A 23,000-nucleotide genomic window follows, 5' to 3' on the forward strand; every position below is an offset into this window, starting at 1 on the left:
TATTTTATAAATAGAGGGTGACACTTTTGCTTACATCTCCTTATGATAAATACAGACAGTCCTCTGTTCAGACCTCAACACCTGCGCAGTTGGTTATTATGCTCTACGATGGGGCTATTCGTTTCGTGAGAACAGCAATGGATGGGTTAGTAAAGAAAGATTACGAGAAAACAAATCTTAATCTTGGGAAAGCTCAAACGATCATAAGTGAACTGATGTCTACCTTGGATCATTCATTTGACGTATCCAAGAACTTATTTTTACTTTATGAATATACTAATTATCTTCTAATAGAAGCCAATATTTACAAATCCATGGAAAAAGCCGAAGAGGCCTTGGGTTATCTTATTGATCTCCGCGAAACCTGGCTGCAGGCGTCTAAGCTTGCCGCAACTCAGACTCAGACTGAGATTGCTAATGGATGAACTAATCCGTAGTCTGGACCTGCTTACCCGTGGGATGATGAGCAGGCTTCAGGAAGCAACATACGAGGAGCTTGTAGTATTTGTAGAGGAGCGGCAGAAACTTGTCGATTCCATTGCAGAAAAAGTCGCAATTTATTCTTCGTCGGCTGCACAAAAACAAGAAATCAATCGGATCCTAGGATACGATAATGAGCTGCTGGACCGGATGAATACTCTTCGTCAGGAAGCCCAGAACTTTCTGCAGAAACGCGGCCAAGCCAAGATGCAGCGTAACGCATACGAGGCAGGTTACACCCCCGACAGCATTCTAATGGACCGAAAAAAATAATAGATTCCAGATGTTTCAGCTGGGGAGCGGGCGGGTATTTAAATAGCGTCTGCTCCTTTTTTTGTATCTTGTATCACAGAATCTGCCTTTTTTATGAGAGATTTAAGGATGGTAAAATATTGCAAGTAAACATTTACTATTCCAATTGACAATAGAGAAGCAGCGGTGGTATAGTCGATTTGTGAGCAAGACTCACGTTCATCTGATGACGAAGGGAATGTTTAGTCAATGGAAGGTAAAGTAAAATGGTTTAACGCAGAAAAAGGTTATGGTTTCATCGAAACTGCCGATGGTGGCGACGTATTCGTACACTTCTCCGCGATTCAAACTGACGGTTTCAAGACATTGGACGAAGGCCAATCCGTAGAGTTCGATATCGTTGAAGGCGCACGCGGACCACAAGCAGCTAACGTCATCAAATTATAATCATCCGGCGAAGCCGACCTACATATATGGTAGATGGTTAGCAATTGAGACAACGCTAGCGTTAGACCTTGGGGATACTTCCCTGGGGTCTTTTTTATAATATAAGACTTCATCTGCGTTGCGTAATAAAGTATCCTTCTATTTCACGCTGAAACAGTACCGTCCTTATTAAGGATGGTACTGTTGTTTCTGCTTGCGTTCACCTAACAAATAACGCGCAACATAAGGCGGAAAAGACACATCATTAGACACTTTGTAAAGTTTTATTTCAAGAATCCGTTAATTCCCTCCAAAATATGGGTAATGAGAGATGTTGGGCTTTTTGTTGCCTAGATAGCACCCCATTATTAGCTTAGGCGTATGCTTCCGAAAAGAACCTAGATAAGAAGACATGCAGTGAAGCCTATGCCCATCAAACACTCAGGAGGATGAACAAAAGAATGAAGAAAACATGGCGTGGCCTTATGGCCGGATTACTTGGTATTTCGATGTTGCTCGGATCATTAGGCAGTGTGTCAGCTGCGGCTACCCCCAAAGACATTCAAGGTCACTGGGCGCAGAAGCAATTGCAGAGCTGGCTGGATAAAGGATACCTGGGCGGTTATCCTGACGGAACGGTGAAGCCGAACAAGGCTATTACCCGTGGCGAGTATGTGGCACTGATCAATCGCCTGTTCGGGTTCACCGAAACGGCTTCCATTAGCTTCACGGATGTCAAAAGCACAAATTGGGTTTACAGCGAAGTAGCCAAAGCCGTAAAGGCCGGTTACATCGGCGGGTATGAGAATAATACCTTCCGTGCCAATAATCCGCTTACCCGGCAGGAAGCGGCTGTCATTGCAGCCAAAGTCCTGAAGCTGAGTACAAGCTCTACTACACTTAAGTTCAAGGACAGTGCCCAAGTGGCAGCCTGGGCCAAAGGTGCGGTGGTAGCAGCAGCAGACAAGAAGATTATTAATGGTTATCCGGACGGAACCTTCGGACCGAAGAGATCACTTACACGGGCCGAAGCAGTCGGAATCATCAGTAACTCTGTTGTCTATAAACCGTCAGGCACTGGTGGAGTGACACCTACACCGGCTCCTACGGCAACGCCTGCTCCTACAGCAACACCTGTGCCAAGCACTAGCCCAACAGCAACCCCGGTCACCGGTGGTAGTGGTGGCGGCACTGGCGGTGGTGGTGGCGGCAACGTTACCTTGCCTTCTGTAAGCAATGTGACCTATGGTCATGTGGGTTCGGTTACTGCAGATGTATATGTTACTCCTTCGGTAACAGGGGCAGTATACTATGTAGTTGCTCCTTACAGCATCAATGTAACAGCACCAACTGTAGCGCAAGTGAAAAACGGATTGACTAGTGCAGGAACAGCAGGCGTTCATTCCGGCACAATCGCAACAACAGCTAATACAACCGTTGCGTTCTCTGTATATGGTCTGAGTGCAGGTACTGAATATACCGTATATGTCGCTCTGGCTGATAATTCAGGCAATTGGTCTGGCGTAACACCGCTTCGATTGAAAACAGCAGCAAGCAGCACCACCTCACTTACCCAGGTGGGAGTGGAAAGCATAGGAACTGTAACTGCCGCTGTGTATGCCAAATATGGGCAGACAGAGGGTCTCCCTGCACCCCTGAAATATGTTGTGGTCAAGGCAACGGAAGCTGATCCTACAGCACAACAAATTTCTGAAGGAAAGGATAGTGCTGGCATTGTCTTAACGGGAACTTTTGCGGGTCCGAATTCTACAGTATCTCCAGGTGTCAAGCATACCTTTACGCTGAGCGGACTGACTTCCAACACAGCCTATAAAGTCTTTTTCATCACTGGTTCTAATGGTAACTTCTCCCCAGTAGAGATTTTGCGCATCCAGACCAAATAAGTAAGACAAATAAATCAGACGCTACTGTCTGCAATATGCAATATGTCAGCAATCATTCATAATCTAGACTTCAAAGTGAGATAATACTGTAGCTGTAATGGTCCGGCCAGGGCGAGTTCATGCGCTAGCCGGGCCTGTTTATTGTTTAGGGAAAGGCTATGACATCTTTTGTTAGCTAAATGTAAAGGCTGTCATGATTTGTTTTTTACTTAGCCCTGACAATTTGCTATAATGAAAAGGTAAACAAAGGAGGAGTGCCCATGCAATTCAGCATTCGAGGTCAACAAATTGAAGTGACCGACGCTTTGAGAGACTATGTTGATAAGAAGCTCAGCAGACTTGAGAAGTATTTCGATGCACCCCCTACCTCAGAAGGATATGTGACGCTTGGCGTCGTTCGCGGCCTTCATACGGTGGAAGTTACAATCCCTCTGGCAGGTGTGACGCTTCGTGCGGAAGACCGCAGCGATGATATGTATGCATCCATCGATGCCGTAGTGGACAAGCTGGAACGTCAGATCCGCAAGCACAAGACCAAACTTAACCGCAAGTTCCGCCAGGAAGGCAGCTTGAAGACCTTGTTCGTAGAAGGTTCGGCCAGTGCCGTAGCTGTTGAGGATCAGGAACAGGATTATGATGATCTTGAGGTTGTGCGGAACAAACGCTTCACCTTGAAGCCTATGGATGTGGAAGAAGCGATTCTGCAAATGAACATGATTGGACATACTTTCTTCGTGTTCTCCAACATCGACACTTCTGAAGTTAGCGTTGTTTACAAACGCGATGACGGCAAGTATGGTTTGATCGAACAGAACTAACCTGCTAACCGGAAATTGCTGGTATAAGGAAGGGCTTCCGTTTCAGCCTGACGTGGACAATTAGACGAGCCCCTATTCGCTTGAAGCGAATAGGGCTCTTGTGCGTATATACAGAAGGTAGAGTTAAGAATACCTGCATCTGTTCCTATGAAAAGGCATTATGCAGAATAAGGTTGCGGCAGCTTGTATTGCGGCTTCTCTTACAAACTGTTACAATTTATGAAGCAGCGGAATCGAAATCATATATGGCCCTTTCAATTTGTTGAGGATGGGCTCGGTTCCACCATCTGTGTTGCATGAAAGGGGTTAACCATGCTAGGACTTGTTAAAAAAATATTTGGCGACGTTAATGAACGTGATGTCAAACGTCTCATGAAGACGGTCGAAGTAATTAATGGTTTGGAGCCGGATTTCGTATCGCTTACGGATGAAGAGCTGCAGGCTAAGACAGTAGAGTTCCGTGCCCGTCTTGAGAAGGGTGAAACCTTGGAAGAGATTCTTCCCGAGGCATTTGCAACCGTACGCGAAGCTTCCAAACGGACGCTGGGCATGCGGCATTTTGACGTTCAGTTAGTTGGGGGTATGGCGCTGCATGAAGGCCGGATCTCCGAAATGAAGACCGGGGAAGGCAAGACGCTGGTAGGTACACTGCCGGTATATCTGAATGCACTCTTGGGCAAAGGCGTGCATGTCGTAACCGTAAATGATTATCTGGCTCAGCGCGACAGCGCACAAATGGGGCAAATCTATAACTTTCTGGGCATGACGGTTGGGGTCAACCTCAACGGCATGGACCATAATGATAAACAAGCAGCATATGCCTGCGATATTACGTATGGCACGAATAATGAGTTTGGTTTTGACTATCTGCGTGACAACATGGTGCTCTATAAGGAACAGATGGTACAGCGTCCGCTGTATTTCTGTATTATTGACGAAGTCGATTCCATCCTCATCGATGAAGCCCGTACACCTCTGATCATTTCCGGACAAGCTGAGAAATCGACAGAGCTGTATTATGCAGCAGACCGTTTCGTGAAGAAGCTGACTGCTGAAGAAGACTACACTGTTGATATTAAGGTGAAGTCTGTTGCCTTAACCGAGAAGGGCGTTGCTGTAGCTGAGCGTGCTTTTGGCATAGAGAATCTGTATGATCACAGTCACGTTACGCTGAACCATCATATCGTACAAGCGCTGAAGGCGAATGCAATTATGCGCCGCGATGTAGACTATGTGGTTAACGAAGACGAGGTTATGATCGTCGATGAGTTCACGGGACGTCTGATGCAGGGCCGCCGTTACAGCGACGGGCTGCACCAGGCTATCGAAGCTAAGGAAGAGATTGAAGTCCAGAATGAGAGCATGACGCTGGCTACAATCACCTTCCAGAACTACTTCCGTATGTACCGCAAGCTCGGTGGAATGACCGGTACTGCGAAGACAGAAGAAGAGGAATTCAAGAAGATCTACGGTCTGGAAGTCCTCCAGGTACCTACCAACAAACCTAATCAGCGTGTTGATATGCCTGACGTGGTCTACAAAAGCGAGAATGGCAAGTTCAACGCTGTAGTCGCTGAAATTGTGGAGCGCCACAAAAAGAATCAGCCGGTGCTTGTAGGTACGGTATCGATTGAGAACTCCGAACGCGTATCTGAAATGCTGAAGCGCAAAGGTGTCAGACACCAGGTGCTGAACGCGAAGCATCATGCTGCAGAAGCTGAAATCATCTCTTTTGCCGGTCAGCCGGGAACCGTAACGATTGCTACGAATATGGCTGGACGCGGTACGGATATCGTACTGGGCGAAGGCGTGACCGATCTTGGCGGTCTGCATATTATTGGTACAGAACGTCATGAATCGCGCCGTATCGATAATCAGCTGCGCGGACGTGCCGGACGTCAGGGTGACCCGGGTTCCACGCAGTTCTACCTGTCACTTGGGGATGAACTGATGAAACGTTTCGGCGCGGACAACGTGCTGAACATGATGGACCGTCTTGGATTCGAAGAAGATCAGCCGATTGAGAGCCGTATGATTACCAAAGCGGTTGAATCTGCCCAGAAACGGGTGGAAGGCAACAACTTCGATATCCGTAAAGTCGTATTGCAATATGATGACGTGATGAATCAGCAGCGTGAGATTATCTACAAACAGCGCCGCGAAATTCTCGAGTCTGACAATATCAAAGACATTGTAGTGGAAATGATCAAACCGGTCGTTGACCGTATTGTGAATGCCCACTGCAGTGACGATATCCCGGAAAACTGGGAGCTGCAGGAAGTCGCGGATTATGTGAACAGCAAATTGCTGGAGGAAGATTCCCTGACCCGTGATGATCTATGGGGCAAAGAAGTAGAAGAAATCATCGAATTCATCTTTGGCCGTGTACTGGAGAAATATGCAGCACGTGAAGAACGTCTCGGCGCTGAGCTGGTGCGTGAATTCGAGAAGGTTATTGTACTTCGTTCCGTAGACAGCAAATGGATGGATCATATCGATGCCATGGATCAGCTTCGTCAAGGGATTCACCTCCGTGCTTACGGCGGTACCGATCCGCTTCGCGAATATCAATTCGAGGGCTTCGAAATGTTCAATGCCATGACGGCGAACATTCAGGAAGAAGTGGCGACCTACATTATGAAGGCACATATTGAGACGAATCAGGAGCGTCAGTCGGTAGTGGAAGAAGATAAGATCTCCACGAACGCTGAGCCTGCTGAGAAACGTCCGGTGCATGTGGAGTCTACTGTCGGCCGTAACGATCCTTGCCCTTGCGGCAGCGGCAAGAAATATAAGAACTGTCACGGTCAGGCGTAAGAGAAGTAATTCACTTGTCTGGTTGTATAATAATTTCCCGCTGAAACGGTGCCATTTATGAAAAGTGGCAAAAATGTTTCTGTTTGATCAAGGTGAAATAATGAGCAGTCATCGCGCTGCGAATACCTTTCACCGTAATGCACCTCGAGTTTTGTTCACTGTCACTTAGGTTATAATGACAATAAAAGCGGCTGGGCCCGGGGGACTCCCCGTTTGCGGCCCGGCCGCTTTTTTGGATGTTTGAAGGAATGGGGCGGTTGCTTCAAGCGAAGCGAACGGAATGGCTCTGTAAAACTGCAATTGAGGTGGGAGTGACGGAGGGGAAGTTTGGAACTGTAGGAGCGGTAGCGTCCGCCTTTAGGATTGAATTTCAACTGCGCTGAGCAGTTTGAATGAGGAAATTCAATCCTAACAGCGGCCGGAAGTCCAAACATTCCCCGCAGTTACGGTGTACACCGACAGGCATTTCTTAAGGGCGATTCATCAGCAGGAAGAAGCTGAATCACCCATTCCGCAAAACACCCAAACCCAGCGGCCGGCGCAATATTTTATTTTGAAAGGTGATGTGATCCAAGTGATCGATCCTAATGTGAAGCAGGACCTGCGTGAAATAGGCAAGAAACTAACCAATCTTAGGGGGTCACTTTGACTTAGACCTTAAGCTGGAGATTATAGCGAACTTTGAAGAGAAGATGGCAGCGCCCGGGTTCTGGGATGAGCCGGAGAAGGCGCAAAGCGTTATTGGCGAGATGAACGCCGTGAAGTCGGTGGTCGATCAATACGATAAGCTGCAGCAGGATTATGACGATGCGGCGATGATGGCGGAGCTGGCGGATGAAGAAGGCGATGACGCGCTTGCGTCTGAGATTGCCGGAACGATCCGCAGTGTAAGCAGCAGGGTAGATGAGTTCGAGCTGCAGCTGCTGCTCAATCAGCCGTACGATAAGCTGAACGCGATCCTGGAGCTGCATCCCGGTGCGGGCGGAACAGAATCCCAGGACTGGGGCCAGATGCTGCTGCGCATGTATACACGCTGGGCGGAGAAGCGGGGCTTCAAGGTAGATGTGCTCGATTATTTGCCGGGTGATGAAGCAGGCATCAAGAGTGTAACGCTGCTGATTAAGGGCTACAATGTATATGGCTACCTGAAGGCGGAGAAGGGTGTACACCGTCTGGTGCGCATTTCGCCTTTTGACTCCTCGGGCAGACGGCATACCTCCTTCGTATCCTGCGATGTGGTACCGGAGATTGCAGACGATGTGGAAGTAGATATCCGTACAGAGGATCTTAAGATTGATACGTACCGGGCCAGCGGCGCGGGCGGTCAGCATATCAATACTACGGACTCAGCGGTGCGGATTACCCACTTGCCAACCGGAGTCGTGGTAACTTGCCAGAATGAACGTTCGCAGATCAAGAACCGGGAACAAGCGATGAAGATGCTGCGTTCCAAGCTCTATGAGCGCAAAATCCAGGAGCAGCAGGCGCATCTCGATGAGATCCGCGGCGAACAATCGGAGATTGCCTGGGGCAGCCAGATTCGTTCCTATGTGTTCCACCCCTACAGCATGGTGAAAGATCACCGCACTTCTGTAGAAACGGGCAACGTCGGAGCGGTGATGGACGGCGACCTGGATGGCTTCATTGACGGCTACCTGCGCAGTCAGATTAAGACGGAAACTGAATAAGGGCATGGATATTCCTACGCGTCTTCGGAGGTGTAGGGATTTTTTTCTGAAAAGAATAACAAGGACAGTAAGATCACATCTAAGGAGCAGGGCATCCATGCAAAAAATCAATTCACGCAACAAACCTCCGCTCATCCCGCTAAACGGGCCGCTGCGTCATACAGTGGATATTGCGCTCATTCTGATCGGCTCGCTGATTACGGGGCTGGCGTTCAACCTGTTCTTCCTCCCGAACCAGATTGCTTCCGGCGGGGTATCGGGGTTATCCGTGCTTGCCGAGGCCTGGTTTGGGGCGGAGCCGGCTTTTACCCAGTGGGCGCTTAATATTCCGCTCTTTATTCTCGGGGTCATATTCCTTGGTAAACAGTACGGCATCCGCTCGCTGCTGGGGAGCTTTGTGCTGCCGCTGTTTATCTTCCTGACGAAAGACGGACCGGTGCCGACTACGAATCCGCTGCTTGCCTCTATATATGGAGGAATTGGTGTGGGTCTGGGGCTTGGCCTGGTCTTCCGCGGACGCGGATCAACGGGCGGACTGACCATACTCGCGCAGATTATTCAAAAGCTTACCGGCTTCAGCTTCTCGCTGTCCGTCGTGCTGCTGGATGGTACGGTGATTACGCTGGCTGCTTTTGTGCTGGGTATGGAGCAGGCAATGTATGCACTGATCGGGCTGTTCGTGACGGGCAAGGTAATCAATGCGCTGGAGGTAGGCTTCAGCACCACGAAGGTGGCGTATATCATCTCCGATCAGACGGAGGATATCTCGCAGGCGATTCTGAATGATCTGGACCGCGGGCTGACCAAGCTGAATGCGCAAGGCGGTTACACTGGAGACAATCGTACTGTCCTGATGGCCGTGGTAGGCCAGAATGAAATTACGAGACTCAAGGCGATCGTCCGCTCTGTAGATCCGAGTGCATTTGTAATTATTACGGAGGCCCATGAAGTGCTGGGCGAAGGTTTCAAAAGAGAAGCGTAGACTCCCTTTAGGGGAGCTCTGCGCTTTTCTTTTGATAAAAGGCATGGCTGTTTCCAGTGGGAACATCGGAATAAAGTTAACGTTACATGTTGTATTTATATTAATTCGGTCGTATAATAATACATATTTGCAGAACGGTTATTCACAGGTAATAATGATATAAAGCAGAAACGGGAAGCGGGGATGACAGTGACAGGTAAGCTGAGAGCGGCGATTGTCGGATCAACGGGATATGGGGGCGTGGAGCTGATCAGGCTGCTGCAGAGCCACCCTGATATAGAGATTACTTCAGTAATATCTTCTTCGAGCGCCGGTGCGCCGATTGAGGAAGGCTTCCCTCATTTAACAGGGATTGTGCAGCGTAATCTGGATGGTGTGGATGCGGCAGAGATTGCCAGCAGGGCGGATGTCGTATTCACAGCTACTCCTTCGGGTGTGAGCGCGAAGCTGGTGCCTCAGCTGCTCGAAGCCGGACTCAAGGTCGTCGACCTGTCCGGGGATTTCCGGCTGAAGGATGGCGCGGAGTATGAGCAGTGGTATAAGCATCCCGCTCCTCCGGAAGCTTATCTGCAGCAGGCGGTATACGGGTTATGCGAGGTATACGGCGAGCGTGCGGCCGGTGTGGATTTCATCTCTAATCCCGGCTGTTATCCCACAGCTACGCTGCTGGGACTGGTTCCGGCACTTGAGGCAGGCTGGATCAAACCGGACAGCATCATTATTGATGCGAAATCCGGGGTGTCCGGGGCAGGACGGGGAACAAGCCTGATGGTTCATTTTGCCGAGATCAATGAGAACTTCAAAGCCTACAAGATCAACAAACATCAGCACATCCCGGAAATTGAGCAGGTGCTTACGGATATCGCGGGGGAAAAAGTAACGGTAACGTTCACTACGCATCTTGTGCCGATGACCCGGGGAATTATGAGCACGATGTATGCCGGGCTGACCGGAGAACACAGCGAGCAGGAGCTCGTGGAATTATACCGTAAGTATTATGCAGGCAGACCGTATGTGCGGGTGCGCGAGCCCGGAGTGGTTCCGGCGACGAAGGAAGTCAGCGGATCGAACTATTGCGACATCGGCTTCGCCACAGACGCACGTACCGGACGGGTCACCATTGTGTCGGTCATCGACAATATCGTTAAAGGCGCTGCAGGACAGGCGATTCAGAACCTGAATTTGATGATGGGATGGGAGGAAACCCGCGGTCTTGGCTACACACCAGTGTATCCATAAAGTGCAGCGGTCAAACTATAACATGAGCGAGAACAAACTATATACCGTCGTGGAAGGCGGAAGTATTACTACACCTAAGGGCTTCACTTCAGGAGGGCTGCATTGCGGTCTCAAAAAAACCGAACGTAACGACCTCGGAGCTATCCTCTGCGAGGTTCCGGCGACGGCTGCTGCGGTTTTTACCACGAATGTGTTTCAGGCGGCTCCGCTGAAGGTGACACGGGAGAGTCTGGCGAATGGCACGCTGCAGGCGGTAATTGTGAACAGCGGGAATGCCAATGCCTGCACAGGTGATCAGGGTGAAGCGGATGCGTATGAGATGCGCGCTGCGGCTGCCCGTTATTTGGGCGTGAACGAGCTGGATGTTGCGGTAGCCTCGACCGGGGTAATCGGGGAGCTGCTAAAGATGAACTGTGTGCGCAGCGGCATTGCCGGACTGCCGGAGAAGCTGGATGGCGGCGCTGCGGGTGCAGAGGAGTTCAGCCAGGCGATTCTTACAACGGATCTGGTCAAAAAAGAAAGCTGCGTCAAGCTAACGGTTGGCGGTACAGAGGTATCGATTGCGGGTGCGGCCAAGGGTTCAGGTATGATTCATCCTAATATGGCGACGATGCTTGGCTTTATGACTACAGATGCTGTCATTGATGCTGAGGATCTGCTTAGCTTGCTGCGCAGTGCAACCAACTCTACTTTTAATATGATTACAGTAGATGGAGATACTAGCACAAATGATATGCTGGTCACTATGGCGAGCGGCCTGGCGGGAAATGAGAAGCTGACGCGTCTGCATCCGGATTGGGAGGCTTTTGCCGCGGCGTTCACACATGTGTGCCGGAGTCTGGCGATGGCGATTGCCCGTGACGGGGAAGGTGCCACGAAGCTGATCGAAGTGCAGGTGAATGGTGCAGTGCATGATGAAGGTGCTGCTGCGATTGCCAAGACTGTAGTCGGATCAAGCCTGGTGAAGTCAGCGATCTTCGGAGCGGATGCCAACTGGGGAAGGATTATCGCTGCTGTAGGCCGCGCGGGAGTGCCGGTATCGCCGGAACGGGTAGATATTAAGCTGGGAGATATAGAGGTGCTGCGGGCGTCGCGTCCGGTGGCTTTTGACGAAGAGAAGGCGCTGCATTATTTGCAAAAAAGTGACACGGTGCTGATTACAGTAACGTTATCAGACGGAAGCGGAAGTGCCACAGCCTGGGGCTGCGACCTCACTTACGATTATGTGCGCATTAATGCCGCATACCGCACCTGATCTGCGCTGGTTGGCGGCGGGCAGCGGCCGGAAGTCCAAATATTCACCGTAGTGACGACTGAGCTTTAAGTTAGTATCTTAAGTTCAGCTTATATAGGGAGGTAACTGAGAGATGACGTTTGAACCTATAAAGAAGCAGCCGGGCAGTGGCCTGTTCGTGATGAAATGCGGCGGGAGTACGCTGGCTGCGCTGCCGGATTCGTTCTTTGAGGATTTGCGGGAGCTGCAGCGAAGCGGGGTTCAGCCTGTAATTGTTCATGGCGGCGGGCCGGCGATCTCGGGGAATCTGGAGAAGCTTGGGATTGAGAGCAGCTTCGTGAACGGCCTGCGGGTGACGACGGAAGAAGTGCTCGATGTGGTAGAGATGACGCTGGCTGGAAGCATTAATAAGGCGATTGTCCGCCGGATTCAAGCCACCGGCGGGCAGGCGCTCGGATTATCCGGAGTTGACGGCAACCTGATTATGGCGCGTCCGGTTGCGAACAGCGATGTATTGGGCATGGTGGGAGAAGTAACCGAGGTCAGAGCGGAGATTGTGACGGGTATCCTCGCGATGGGCTACATTCCTGTAATCGCACCTATCGGTGTGGACGGCGGGGGTCAGCGTTACAACATTAATGCGGATACAGCTGCCGGAGCGGTGGCATCTTTTGTGGAATCGCCTACGATGATCGTGGTTACGGATGTGCCGGGAATTATGCGTGTGCTGGATGGAGAGAAGGTTGTGCTCCCGTCCGTCACGGTGGCGCAGATTGAGGCGCTGATCGAAGGCGGTGAAATCTACGGCGGAATGATTCCTAAAGTGCGTGCTGCGATGGACTGCATTCAGGGCAAGGTGTCCGAGGTTGTCATTGTCGACGGCAAAGAGCCGAATGTGCTCAGCCGGGTGCTGCAGGGCGAAGAGCTGGGGACGCGGATTGTCCGATAATTATGCAGTTAGCAGCTTAGCTGCCGGAGTGGTATAGGGAGTGCAAGGTTGATCTGATTGGCATCTGGCAGATGGGGATCTGGTGTAGTGGAGAGTAAATTAGAAGCGCTGACGGTAATCCGGCAGAAGCATGGTGGGAGAGTGACTGAGAATGAGTGAGCTTACACAGGCAGATAAGGATTCTTTGACGGGGGCGCCGCAGGAACGTTCTGTGGAAACGAAGGAACAGGGGGCCGCTGCTGCTCCTGCCAAGCTGAGTGCGGTATTCCCGTCGTACGCCAGATATGATATTAGTCTGGTCAAGGGTAAGGGCAGCTGGGTGTGGGATGATCAGGGGAACAAATACCTGGATTTCATGTGCGGACTCGCTGTAACCAGCTTGGGCCATGCTCCAGAGAAGGTAGGCGCGAAGCTGAAGGCGCAGATTGATACGCTGTGGCATGTCTCGAACCTGTTCCACATTCCGGGCCAGGACCGGGTTGCTGCGCTGCTTACAGACAACAGCTGTGCGGATCAGGTATTCTTCTGCAACAGCGGAGCGGAAGCGAATGAAGCTGCGATTAAGCTGGCGCGCCGGTATCACCAGAAGGTGAAGGGTGCGGACCGCTATGAAGTGATCACGTTCGAGCAATCGTTCCACGGACGTACGCTGGCTACACTGACAGCAACAGGGCAGGCGAAGGTAAAAGAAGGCTTCCTGCCGCTTCCGGCAGGCTTCAAGACTGTGCCTCTGCATGATCTGGAGGCACTGAAAGCTGCAATCACGGAGCATACGGCAGCGATCATGCTGGAGATGGTGCTGGCTGAGGGCGGCGTGATTGAAGTGCAGCAGGAATTCCTTGACGCTGTAGTCTTGTTATGCAAGGAACATGGACTGCTGCTGATCGTAGACGAGGTGCAGACCGGCATGGGCCGTACCGGCAAGCTGTTCGCCCATCAGCATTACGGCATTGAGCCGGATATCTTCACCTTGGCCAAAGGCGTGGCCAGCGGTTTCCCGGCCGGTGTTATGCTGGGCAAGGGTTACCTTCGTGAAGCGTTCAGCCCGGGCAGTCATGCGACTACCTTCGGCGGCACACCGCTGGCCGCAGCGGTCATGGAAGCGACGATTGAGACGATGCTGGAAGACGGGCTGGCGCAGCGGGCTGCTGAGATGGGCGATTATCTGACCGGCTTGCTTAGAGAGAAGCTGGCGGACACTACCTTCGTGAAGGATATCCGCGGCAAAGGCCTGCTGATCGGAATTGAATGTGCAGAGCCTGTGGCCGAGATTGTGCTGGCCGGACAGAAACGCGGATTGTTGTTCGTCCAAGCCGGACCGAATGTCGTTCGCCTGCTGCCTAATTTATACGTAACCTATGAGGAGATCGACCAGGCGGTGGACATCCTTTCGGAACTAATTCATACTTATGCTAACAAAGGAAACGGGGAGGCAGATTCATGAGTCAGGGAACAACGGGCGTTACAGAGGCTATCGCCGCACAGCTCAAAGGACGTGATCTTCTGGAGCTGAATGATTACAGCCCGGAGGAAATTACGTATTTGATTGATTTGGCGATTGAGCTGAAGCGCAAAGCTAAGAACGGCGAAGTCTACCAGCCGCTGCTGGGCAAGACGATCGGGCTTATTTTTGAGAAATCCTCAACCCGTACACGTGTTTCGTTTGAAGTGGGGATGTATCAGCTGGGCGGTCATGCGCTGTTCCTCAGCAAAAATGATATCCAGCTCGGCCGCGGTGAGACGGTTGGTGATACGGCGCAGGTGATGTCGCGTTATCTGGACGGTATCATGATCCGTACCTTCGGCCATGATAAAGTGGAAGAATTGGCCCGTTATGCATCCGTTCCGGTTATCAACGGCTTGAGCGATCTGGCGCATCCGTGCCAGGTGCTGGCGGATTACCAGACCGTGTACGAGCACAAGGGCAAGCTGAAGGGCTTGAAGCTCGCGTATATCGGTGACGGCAACAACATGGCGCATTCCCTGCTGATCGGCGGTGCCAAGCTGGGCGTACATGTCTCTATCGCCGGACCGGAAGGTTATGAGCCAGATGAGGCTGTAGTGGCCGAGGCGCGCGAGATCGCCAAGGGGACAGGTTCGGTCATCACCGTTACCCGCAGCCCGCAGGAGGCGGTACAGGACGCTGACGTGATCTATACGGATGTATGGGCGAGCATGGGCTTCGAGGCTGAGCAGCTGGCGCGTGAGGCGGCGTTCAAGGACTATCAGGTCAATGAGGAACTCGTGAAGGGTGCAAAAAGCGATTATCTGTTCCTGCACTGCCTGCCGGCCCACCGTGAGGAAGAGGTCAGCACCGGTGTCATTGACGGCCCGAACTCCGTCATCTTCGATCAGGCGGAGAACCGCCTGCATGCGCAGAAGGCGCTTATGGCTGCTTTGATGGGCTAACCTAGTACAACCAGAACTAAAGAAGTAATTTAATACAACAAGGAAGCAATTGATGTATTCAGATCCAAGTGAAATTCAGTGATAGTTGTATACTGTGCAATTAAAAACAGCGAAAAGGGAGGCTTGCCTCTTATAACTGTAGTCTGTACAACTAAATCTGCCTGAATAGGTGAAAACCGCGTACAACTGGCAGTTTAATTGTACGAAATACAACTAAATGGATAATCGGTTGAAAATCAGACGATTTAGTTGTATAAAGTACAATTAAGCTTGCATATATACCGTAACTGGTTTACTGCAAACCATCAGCAAGCGAATTACCAAAGTAGTTTTCACTAGTTTAAATCTGACATTGTACTAGGCCTATGTAAGTTCTGTTAGTTGTTTGAATCTTAGAGTAAAACAGGGGTAAGCCTGTTTGGATCTTATCTTATATACAAACCTATATAAGATGAACTGGATTGAAATAAGAGGGATAGAAGGATCGAAAGGGAATTTTGGAACTGTAGGAGCGGTAGCGTCCGCCTTTGTCTCCGGATATTGTCCGCTACAGCGGTATATTCAAAGATATCTGGAGACAACAGCGGCCGAAAGTCCAAATATTCTCTGCAGGGACGTCTAAAACCCGATTATGAGATTGCAGTTGATCTTATAACCTCCCCCACAACGAAAGGAAGTTGCACCCCCATGGCAAAAGAAAAAATTGTACTCGCCTATTCCGGCGGATTGGATACCTCAGTCATTCTGAAATGGCTGAAAGAAACGTATGACGCGGAGATTATTGCTTTTACAGCTGATATCGGCCAAAAGGAAGAGCTGGACGGCCTGGAGGAAAAAGCACTGGCGACCGGCGCCTCGAAAGTATACATCGATGATCTGCGCGACGAATTCGCGAATGATTTCATCTACCCGATGTTCCAGTCGGGCGCACTCTACGAAGGCCAATATCTGCTGGGCACAAGCATCGCCCGTCCGCTGATTGCTAAGCGTATGGTGGACATCGCCATCGCCGAAGGCGCAACTGCTATTGCTCACGGGGCAACCGGCAAAGGGAATGACCAGGTGCGTTTCGAATTGAACGCCGCAGCCTTGTCCCCAAGCATCAAAGTGATTGCTCCTTGGCGTCTTGAAGAGTTCCGTAACCAGTTCCCGGGGCGCGCGGAAATGATCGCTTACGCTGAAGCCAACGGTATTCCGGTACAAGCATCAGCAGCGAAGCCGTACTCGATGGACCGTAACCTGCTACATATCAGCTATGAGAGCGGCGTGCTGGAAGATCCTTGGTTTGATCCAAGCGCACCGGAGAACAAGGAAATGTTCCTGCTGTCGAATGCGCCGGAAGATGCTCCGGATGAAGCGGAATATCTGGAGCTGGACTTCCTGAAGGGCGACTGCGTAGCGCTGAACGGCGAACCGTTATCCCCGCTGCAAGTCATGGAGAAGCTGAATGAGCTCGGCGGCAAGCATGGCATTGGACGCGTCGATATGGTGGAGAACCGTTTCGTCGGCATGAAGAGCCGCGGCGTGTACGAAACACCGGGCGGAACGATCCTGTTCACCGCTCACCGCAAAATGGAGTCGATCACCATGGACCGTGAAGTCATGAACCTGCGCGACAGCCTGATCACCCGTTACAGCACGCTTGTGTATAATGGCTTCTGGTTCGCTCCTGAACGGCTTGCCTTGCAGGCTCTGGTGAAGGAAAGCCAGAAGAACGTAACCGGTACTGTACGCGTCAAGCTGTACAAGGGCAATATCATTGGGGCCGGTGTGAAGAGTCCGGTCAGCCTGTACAACCCGGATATCGCTACTATGGAAGCAGATCCTACACAGGCATATGATCAGGGAGACGCAACTGGCTTCATCCGTCTGAATGCTCTGCGCCTGAAGGTATCGGCCGGCGTAGCAGAGTCCAACAAGTAGCAGCATCTAGCCGCTTAGCGGTTTTTCAAAATATAAGAATTTATACAGCATCGCACAATATAAGCGGACAGAAGAAGGCCGTTCCTCCCATCCGGACAGGGGCGGCCCTTCTAACGTCAATCGAGGAGGAAACAACAGGTGAGCAAGCTGTGGGGCGGACGGTTTACCAAGGGAACGAACAAGCTGGTGGAGGAGTATACAGCTTCCATCGGATTCGACAAGGCACTTGCAGAAGAGGATGTGCAGGGCAGTCTGGCGCATGTCACGATGCTGGGCAAATGCGGGATTCTGCCGCAGGATGATGTGGAGACGATTAAGAACGGACTGAATAAGGTGCTGGATAAGGTGCGTGCGGGAGAGATTGTGTTCTCCGTAGCCGATGAAGATATTCATATGAATATTGAAAAGAATCTGATCGAAGAGATCGGTCCGGTCGGCGGCAAGCTGCACACCGGCCGCAGCCGTAACGATCAGGTAGCGACGGATATGCATCTCTACTTGCGTAACCGTGTAGTAGAGCTGGTGGCTCTCCTGCATGAGCTTCAGGAAGCGCTGATCGCGCAAGCCAAGGACAATGTGGAGACCATTGTTCCGGGCTACACCCATCTGCAGCGCGCTCAGCCAATTCTGTTCGCGCATCATCTGCTGGCTTATGTATCCATGTTCCGCCGCGATGCGGAGCGCCTGACCGACAGCTACAAGCGGATCAACGTGCTGCCGCTGGGTGCAGGGGCGCTGGCGGGAACAACGTTCCCGATTGACCGCCACTTCGTGGCCGAGCAGCTGGGCTTCGACAGCGTCTATGAGAACAGCCTGGACGCTGTCAGCGACCGTGATTTCATTGTTGAGTTCCTGGCCAATGCAGCGCTGGTGATGACTCACCTGTCCCGGCTCAGCGAAGAGCTGGTGCTGTGGAGCAGCACGGAATTCAGCTTCGTGGAGCTGGACGATGCCTTCTGCACCGGCAGCAGCATCATGCCGCAGAAGAAGAACCCGGATGTGCCGGAGCTTGTACGCGGCAAGACAGGCCGTGTCTACGGCAACCTGATCGGGCTGCTGACCGTCCTCAAATCGCTGCCGCTGGCCTATAACAAGGATATGCAGGAAGACAAGGAAGGCATGTTCGATACTGTAGCCACCTTGACAGGAGCATTGCAGCTGTTCGCGCCGATGATCTCCACGATGAAGGTGAACAAGGCGCGGATGCGCGAAGCCGTGAATACCGATTTCTCCAACGCGACCGATATCGCTGACTTCCTGGTGGGCAAGGGTTTGCCTTTCCGCCAGGCGCATGAGGTTATAGGCAAGACCGTATTGTACTGCATCAATGAAGGCAAATTCCTGCTGGATCTTACCCTGGAGGAATTCAAACAGTTCTCGCCGCTGTTCGATGACCAGATCTACGCTGTACTGCAGCCGGAGGCAGTTGTGAACGCCCGTAACGTATACGGCGGCACAGCTACTGTTCAGGTGCAGGCAGCCATTGAACGGGCCGAGGCAGCTCTGCTGGCGGCTAACGAATGGGTTGTGCAGCATGGGGATGCTGCACAATAAGAAGCAGCTAAGCTGGCAGCGGATATAACTGAATCAACAAGTGGAAACGGCTGTGCTGTCCTTTAATAAGGACGGTATTGCTTCAGCGAGAAAGATAAGGAGCATTATTGTGCAAAGCATATAAATTCTTATCTTTTCAAAAAGACTGTCCTCTACCGCATCGATAGGATGCGGGAGGACAGTCTTTTTTTGCAGAAAATGAAGTTATAATTCACATGCGTGGCGGGTACCCGCTTACAAGTCAGCGGACTTTGCTTTGCCGAGTGGCAGCCAGTTCAGTACATCACGGATCTTGGTATCCCAATACCCCCATTCATGCTCGCCCGGCCCTTCCTCGTAAGTCAGTGACAGCTTGGTCTTGGAGCAGGCCTTACGGAAAGTCTGATTGTCCTCATAGAGGAAATCCCCGGTGCCGCAGCACTGATAGAGAAGGGGCTTCGGCCCTTTGGAGCGGTCCACTTCCTTCAGCAGCCACAGCAGGTCTTCAGGAGTGCCTGCAATGTCCTTGTCTCCAAAAATCTGCACATACTCCTTCGTCTTCTGTGATTTATCTTCCCAGTTCATGAAATGATGGGCCATATCCAGGGCACCGGACAGACTCGCGGCAGCGGCAAAAGTCTCCGGCTTACGCAGCCCCAGCTTCATCGCTCCATAACCGCCCATCGACAGTCCGGCCACGAAGTTATCCTCGCGTTTCGCTGACAACGGGAAGAACGAACGGGCCAGCGCCGGCAGCTCCTCACTGATAAATGTCCAATACTGTCCGCCCGCCGCCATGTCGGTGTAGAAGCTGCGGTGGACCTGAGGCATAACAACGGCAATGCCCATCTGCGCTACATAACGCTCTATCGAGGTCCGGCGCAGCCAGATCGAATCATCATCGGACAAGCCGTGCAGCAAGTACAGCGTAGGGTGAAGGTTCCCCCGTGACACATTACTCATTCCGATCTGTGTAGTAGTCTGTTGCGGCAGAATCACGGTCATCGAGGTGTTCAGCCCCAGCACTTCCGAATAAAACTTGCATTCGATTAAAGCCATTCGCATATCCCCTTTCAGCCCAAATAATAGCACAGCCGCTAAACGATATAAATTGTAGAAATCTCTAGATTTATTCCTTGCAAGCATTGCTGGTGCCGGAGTTGAAAGAATATAATGGAAGTAGGTAGAAAGATTCAGAGAGACGGAAAAGGGTACAGGACTCAAGACCGATGATTGAATTCAATAGAGCATAGGGAGCGAACAGGATGTCTTGGAGAGACAAGTGGAACCGAAACCGGGAAAGGGGCAAGGAAGAGGGATTTACGCTGATTGAGGTGCTGGCAGCCATCGTGATTTTGTCGATAGTTTCTCTGGTGCTAACCTCCTACTTCACCAACGCGCTGTCCTATTCGAAATCGAACCAGAATAAGACGATCATGGTCAATCTGGCGCGTAATGCGCTCTTTTATATGGAGAAGCAGGATTTTGAGAAGCTTGAGCTCTATTTCAGAGGGAAACCCGGATCAGGAGCACAACCCGAGATCATAGGTCATCCTGCGATTCAAGCTGCTGGTTGTGTGCCGTTGACACCCACTGTAGGCTGCAGTGTCTATAGTACTGCGGTTAGTGATGTGACTACTTTGGCAAAGGTGCTGAATCCTACTATAAATAACGTCAATTATCATATAGATATTGAATATCAGTCGTCCTTGCATCAAGGGATGATCGGCTCCTCCGATCCGGTTGAACAAGCCACTGCGGAGTTTCTTTTGCCCGTTCGAATTAAAGTAAAGGATTCAGGCAAGGGTGGGACTAATGTCAAGGAGACAGTTGTGGAGGGGTATATTACCGATGAGAAAATTCGTTGATCTTCTCCGCAGAGAACAGGGTTTCACGCTTATTGAACTTATTGCCGCCTTGTCATTGTTCTCTTTGGTCTCCGGACTGATCTATGGCGTGATGATGTTTGGTGTTCAGAGTTATCAGAGAGTTACGATGGAGAATACATTAAGGGATGAAAGTGACCTGTTGATGTCTGCTATTATTACTGAAATCTATACCTTTGCTCCAAGTACCGTTCGTTCAGACACGAATCAAACCATTTTTCTGCAGAGAGGCAATATCAATGGGGGAACCGATGAGGTGGAAATTGGAATAGCGGGCGGACAGTTGGTGATTAACGAGATTCCTGCATCAAACCCGGCATCCAATCCGGGAACCCCAGATCCTGCAGGCTCTCTAGCAACTCCGGTACCAGCGGATACCTACAATACGCGTACTTCGACTGATTCGAAGCTGGGTCCAGCTTCCTCCATCACTCTGGAATGTAGTGCGAATACAATACAGCCATGTGAGAGTGGTTTGTTGAATATTAATCTTTCACTGGTCTTACAACGCGGGGACAATACACGGCAGCTCAATCTTGAGAGCAAATTCGGATTCTAGGGGCGGTGGGCTGAAATGAAATTTAGCAAAAAGAAAAATTGCAGCTTATCTCAGTTTGTCGCCAATATAGAGTCGGAACGCGGTTCTGCTCTTGTACTGGTCATGTTCGTGGTGCTGCTCCTTACAATCCTTGGATTGGCGGTTCTTGGTGCAACAGTTGGGGGAGCCCAGCGAAGTGAGACGAGGGAGAATGATGTGCAGTCGCTGCATCTTGCCCAGAAGGGACTTAATGAAGCTGCTGCCTACATCCAATCTGAGCTGCAGGGACTCAAGCTGGAGGATATTGATCCCAAAAGCTTGGGAGATATTCTGGAGAAACTAGATGACAATAAATCGAGTCTGAAGGTAGCTACTGAATTACAGTCTACCAGTAGCGGTTCGGTTGATGGTATTGAATACGATGATACTAAGAACAAACAGGTAGGGAAACAGTCTATTAAATACACGATTACTATTAGTTCCAAGGCTGTGGTTAACGGGGTGGAGCGGACATTGAGGCAGCAGGTCATTATAGACAGCTATCCTGACTTCCTCAAATACGTGTTCGGTTCGCAAAAGACGCTTAGACTTAATGGATCGCCTATCCTCAAAGGCAATGTTTATGCGGGGGAGAAGCTGCTAGTAACCAATACACCTTGGTACACGTATTTGGGAAGGAGATATCCCGAGGTCACCACGGATTTCCCTAAGGTCATTAATAATACTGAGGGGACAGCCTCGGGAGAGATACATGTCCAGTCAATAGGCAGTATCAAATACAAGGAGAGATCTCAGCCTGTTACTTCCGAAGATCAAGAAAGCGATATGACTTCTCTTCCTGAGACGGAGACCGAAAGGAATGACATTTTAAATAAGATTCTGCAGGTGAATTCGGCCAATATCAAAATTAAAGAGAAGAACAAATTTGTCCAGATCAACGTAGAGGAGTCGTTCTTCGATAAGCTGGCACAGGGGCTAACCCTCTCAAAAGATGAGGCTGCTCAAAAAACATTAAGAAACAGTATGCGCGCGGAATACAACCAGAGTACCGCTCAATTAAACTCATGGATTATTGGCCGCTCTGAGGTTACACATATTCAAGGAATGCCGGTAGCCCCGGTCAAGGTACTTCCGGACGCTGAGGAAGCTGTCGTTGAGCAGTACGAAAAGGATTTGAATGATTACAATATGAAACTCCAGCAGTTGGAGACTCTGAATTCTACTATGATCTTTAATGGGAATTTGGTCGTTGATGGTTTGGCATATAAGAAACTGTTCTATCCGCCGGAAACGTCTACTCAAAATGACCCCAAAAGCGGAGAGTTGCCACGCTGGTTCATAGTAGCCGGGAATTTGGAGATTAATAACTTTACAGCGGATTTTTTACCGGTCCGGGCCAATATATTAGTTACAGGTAATGTGAAAATCAAAGGGAATGTTGAATTCGATTCAACGATGCTGGTGTTGGGAGAGACGACTGTAGAAGATGCCAACGTAAAGGGCATACGAAGCAGTAACGGATCGAATAATGAGGAGACTAAAGAACTGGTACTGATCTCCAAAGGGAAAGTGCTTATAAACCGCCTGCATGCCTTTGCTGTAAACGAACCAAGCGTAGAAGAAACGATGGAAGCATTTTTCTACACAGACTCCAGCGGAGAATTGTATGGTGTAGGTTCTATGTTCCATCTGATAGGCGGGTTTTTCGCCAAAGGCAACCTGACAGTCAATGCAGTGAAAGGGAACGTTGTTGAGCCCAATCCACCCACTGGGAATCTAGTCATTTCCCAAGCGGATGCACCAGAGCGTTTTGTGATAGATTATAAACCGGATATTTATGAGAATCAGCAGTCCAGCTTACCCAGAGTACAAACCGTTAATGTAAATGTCGGACCTATGCAGTTGGTGAACTGAAGATCTGC

The 23,000-nt window shown here is 50.6% G+C and carries 20 protein-coding genes; 19 read left to right on the forward strand and 1 reads right to left on the reverse strand.

Features of this window, described 5'->3' with window-relative positions; all coding sequences use genetic code 11:
* The first annotated feature begins 26 nt into the window (after window positions 1–26).
* The 16 genes from fliS (at window position 27) to argH (ending at window position 18,675) form a co-directional block, all read left to right on the forward strand.
* The gene (gene fliS / locus NSU14_RS34935; protein ID WP_076246406.1) at window positions 27–425 is read left to right on the forward strand and encodes a flagellar export chaperone FliS; all 399 of its coding nucleotides are present in this window, start codon (window positions 27–29) and stop codon (window positions 423–425) included.
* On the forward strand, window positions 418–753 hold the full coding sequence (locus NSU14_RS34940) for a flagellar protein FliT (RefSeq protein ID WP_076246409.1): 336 nt from the start codon (window positions 418–420) through the stop codon (window positions 751–753). The genes fliS and NSU14_RS34940 overlap by 8 nt, the downstream gene beginning before the upstream one ends.
* Before the next feature lie 228 nt (window positions 754–981).
* Window positions 982–1,179 carry a cold shock domain-containing protein gene (locus NSU14_RS34945; protein ID WP_019915069.1) on the forward strand — a complete coding sequence of 66 codons (198 nt, stop codon included), beginning with the start codon at window positions 982–984 and terminating at the stop codon, window positions 1,177–1,179.
* A 440-nt stretch (window positions 1,180–1,619) separates the two neighbouring features.
* On the forward strand, window positions 1,620–3,062 hold the full coding sequence (locus tag NSU14_RS34950; protein WP_340948788.1) for an S-layer homology domain-containing protein: 1,443 nt from the start codon (window positions 1,620–1,622) through the stop codon (window positions 3,060–3,062).
* 260 nt (window positions 3,063–3,322) lie between these two features.
* Complete coding sequence (gene hpf, locus NSU14_RS34955) at window positions 3,323–3,880, forward strand: ribosome hibernation-promoting factor, HPF/YfiA family (RefSeq protein ID WP_042140221.1); 558 nt, start codon at window positions 3,323–3,325, stop codon at window positions 3,878–3,880.
* Between the two features lie 312 nt (window positions 3,881–4,192).
* Complete coding sequence (secA, locus tag NSU14_RS34960) at window positions 4,193–6,697, forward strand: preprotein translocase subunit SecA (protein ID WP_042140220.1); 2,505 nt, start codon at window positions 4,193–4,195, stop codon at window positions 6,695–6,697.
* A 448-nt stretch (window positions 6,698–7,145) separates the two neighbouring features.
* The gene (locus NSU14_RS34965; RefSeq protein WP_340949051.1) at window positions 7,146–7,346 is read left to right on the forward strand and encodes a hypothetical protein; all 201 of its coding nucleotides are present in this window, start codon (window positions 7,146–7,148) and stop codon (window positions 7,344–7,346) included.
* Window positions 7,272–8,385 (forward strand): peptide chain release factor 2 gene (gene prfB, locus NSU14_RS34970; protein ID WP_152679813.1). Its coding sequence is split into 2 segments (ribosomal slippage): window positions 7,272–7,343 and window positions 7,345–8,385, totalling 1,113 coding nucleotides; the frame shifts between segments, so codons are not numbered across the junction. The genes NSU14_RS34965 and prfB overlap by 75 nt, the downstream gene beginning before the upstream one ends.
* A gap of 97 nt (window positions 8,386–8,482) precedes the next feature.
* A complete protein-coding gene (locus NSU14_RS34975; protein ID WP_042140219.1) occupies window positions 8,483–9,367 on the forward strand; it encodes a YitT family protein in 885 nt (294 codons plus the stop codon).
* A gap of 183 nt (window positions 9,368–9,550) precedes the next feature.
* Complete coding sequence (gene argC / locus NSU14_RS34980; protein WP_445670077.1) at window positions 9,551–10,606, forward strand: N-acetyl-gamma-glutamyl-phosphate reductase; 1,056 nt, start codon at window positions 9,551–9,553, stop codon at window positions 10,604–10,606.
* A 22-nt stretch (window positions 10,607–10,628) separates the two neighbouring features.
* On the forward strand, window positions 10,629–11,861 hold the full coding sequence (gene argJ, locus NSU14_RS34985) for a bifunctional ornithine acetyltransferase/N-acetylglutamate synthase (RefSeq protein ID WP_042141746.1): 1,233 nt from the start codon (window positions 10,629–10,631) through the stop codon (window positions 11,859–11,861).
* Window positions 11,862–11,973: 112 nt separating this feature from the next.
* Window positions 11,974–12,789, forward strand: a complete 816-nt coding sequence (gene argB / locus NSU14_RS34990; RefSeq protein WP_340948789.1) for an acetylglutamate kinase — start codon at window positions 11,974–11,976, stop codon at window positions 12,787–12,789.
* Between the two features lie 151 nt (window positions 12,790–12,940).
* Entirely contained in the window at window positions 12,941–14,233 is a 1,293-nt protein-coding gene (locus tag NSU14_RS34995) for an aspartate aminotransferase family protein (protein ID WP_340948790.1), read from the forward strand.
* Entirely contained in the window at window positions 14,230–15,198 is a 969-nt protein-coding gene (gene argF, locus NSU14_RS35000; protein WP_340948791.1) for an ornithine carbamoyltransferase, read from the forward strand. The genes NSU14_RS34995 and argF overlap by 4 nt, the downstream gene beginning before the upstream one ends.
* Window positions 15,199–15,885: 687 nt before the next feature.
* Window positions 15,886–17,121: an argininosuccinate synthase gene (locus NSU14_RS35005; RefSeq protein ID WP_039302739.1), complete on the forward strand. Its 1,236-nt coding sequence runs from the start codon at window positions 15,886–15,888 to the stop codon at window positions 17,119–17,121.
* Between the two features lie 138 nt (window positions 17,122–17,259).
* Complete coding sequence (gene argH, locus NSU14_RS35010; protein WP_042140215.1) at window positions 17,260–18,675, forward strand: argininosuccinate lyase; 1,416 nt, start codon at window positions 17,260–17,262, stop codon at window positions 18,673–18,675.
* 234 nt (window positions 18,676–18,909) lie between these two features.
* Here argH and NSU14_RS35015 read toward each other — a convergent pair whose 3' ends face one another.
* Window positions 18,910–19,713 carry an alpha/beta hydrolase gene (locus NSU14_RS35015; protein WP_340948792.1) on the reverse strand — a complete coding sequence of 268 codons (804 nt, stop codon included), beginning with the start codon at window positions 19,711–19,713 and terminating at the stop codon, window positions 18,910–18,912.
* Between the two features lie 206 nt (window positions 19,714–19,919).
* On the opposite strand from NSU14_RS35015, the gene NSU14_RS35020 reads away from it, so the two are divergent.
* The 3 genes from NSU14_RS35020 to NSU14_RS35030 are packed head-to-tail and all read left to right on the forward strand — an operon-like array spanning window position 19,920 to window position 22,992.
* A complete protein-coding gene (locus NSU14_RS35020) occupies window positions 19,920–20,522 on the forward strand; it encodes a type IV pilus modification PilV family protein (RefSeq protein WP_340948793.1) in 603 nt (200 codons plus the stop codon).
* A complete protein-coding gene (locus tag NSU14_RS35025; RefSeq protein ID WP_340948795.1) occupies window positions 20,506–21,099 on the forward strand; it encodes a PulJ/GspJ family protein in 594 nt (197 codons plus the stop codon). Before NSU14_RS35020 ends, NSU14_RS35025 begins: the two co-directional genes overlap by 17 nt.
* Before the next feature lie 15 nt (window positions 21,100–21,114).
* Window positions 21,115–22,992, forward strand: a complete 1,878-nt coding sequence (locus tag NSU14_RS35030; protein ID WP_340948796.1) for a hypothetical protein — start codon at window positions 21,115–21,117, stop codon at window positions 22,990–22,992.
* The last annotated feature ends 8 nt before the right edge of the window (window positions 22,993–23,000 follow it).

The organism is Paenibacillus sp. FSL R10-2771 (assembly GCF_038000205.1).
Lineage (GTDB): Bacteria > Bacillota > Bacilli > Paenibacillales > Paenibacillaceae > Paenibacillus_AQ > Paenibacillus_AQ phytohabitans.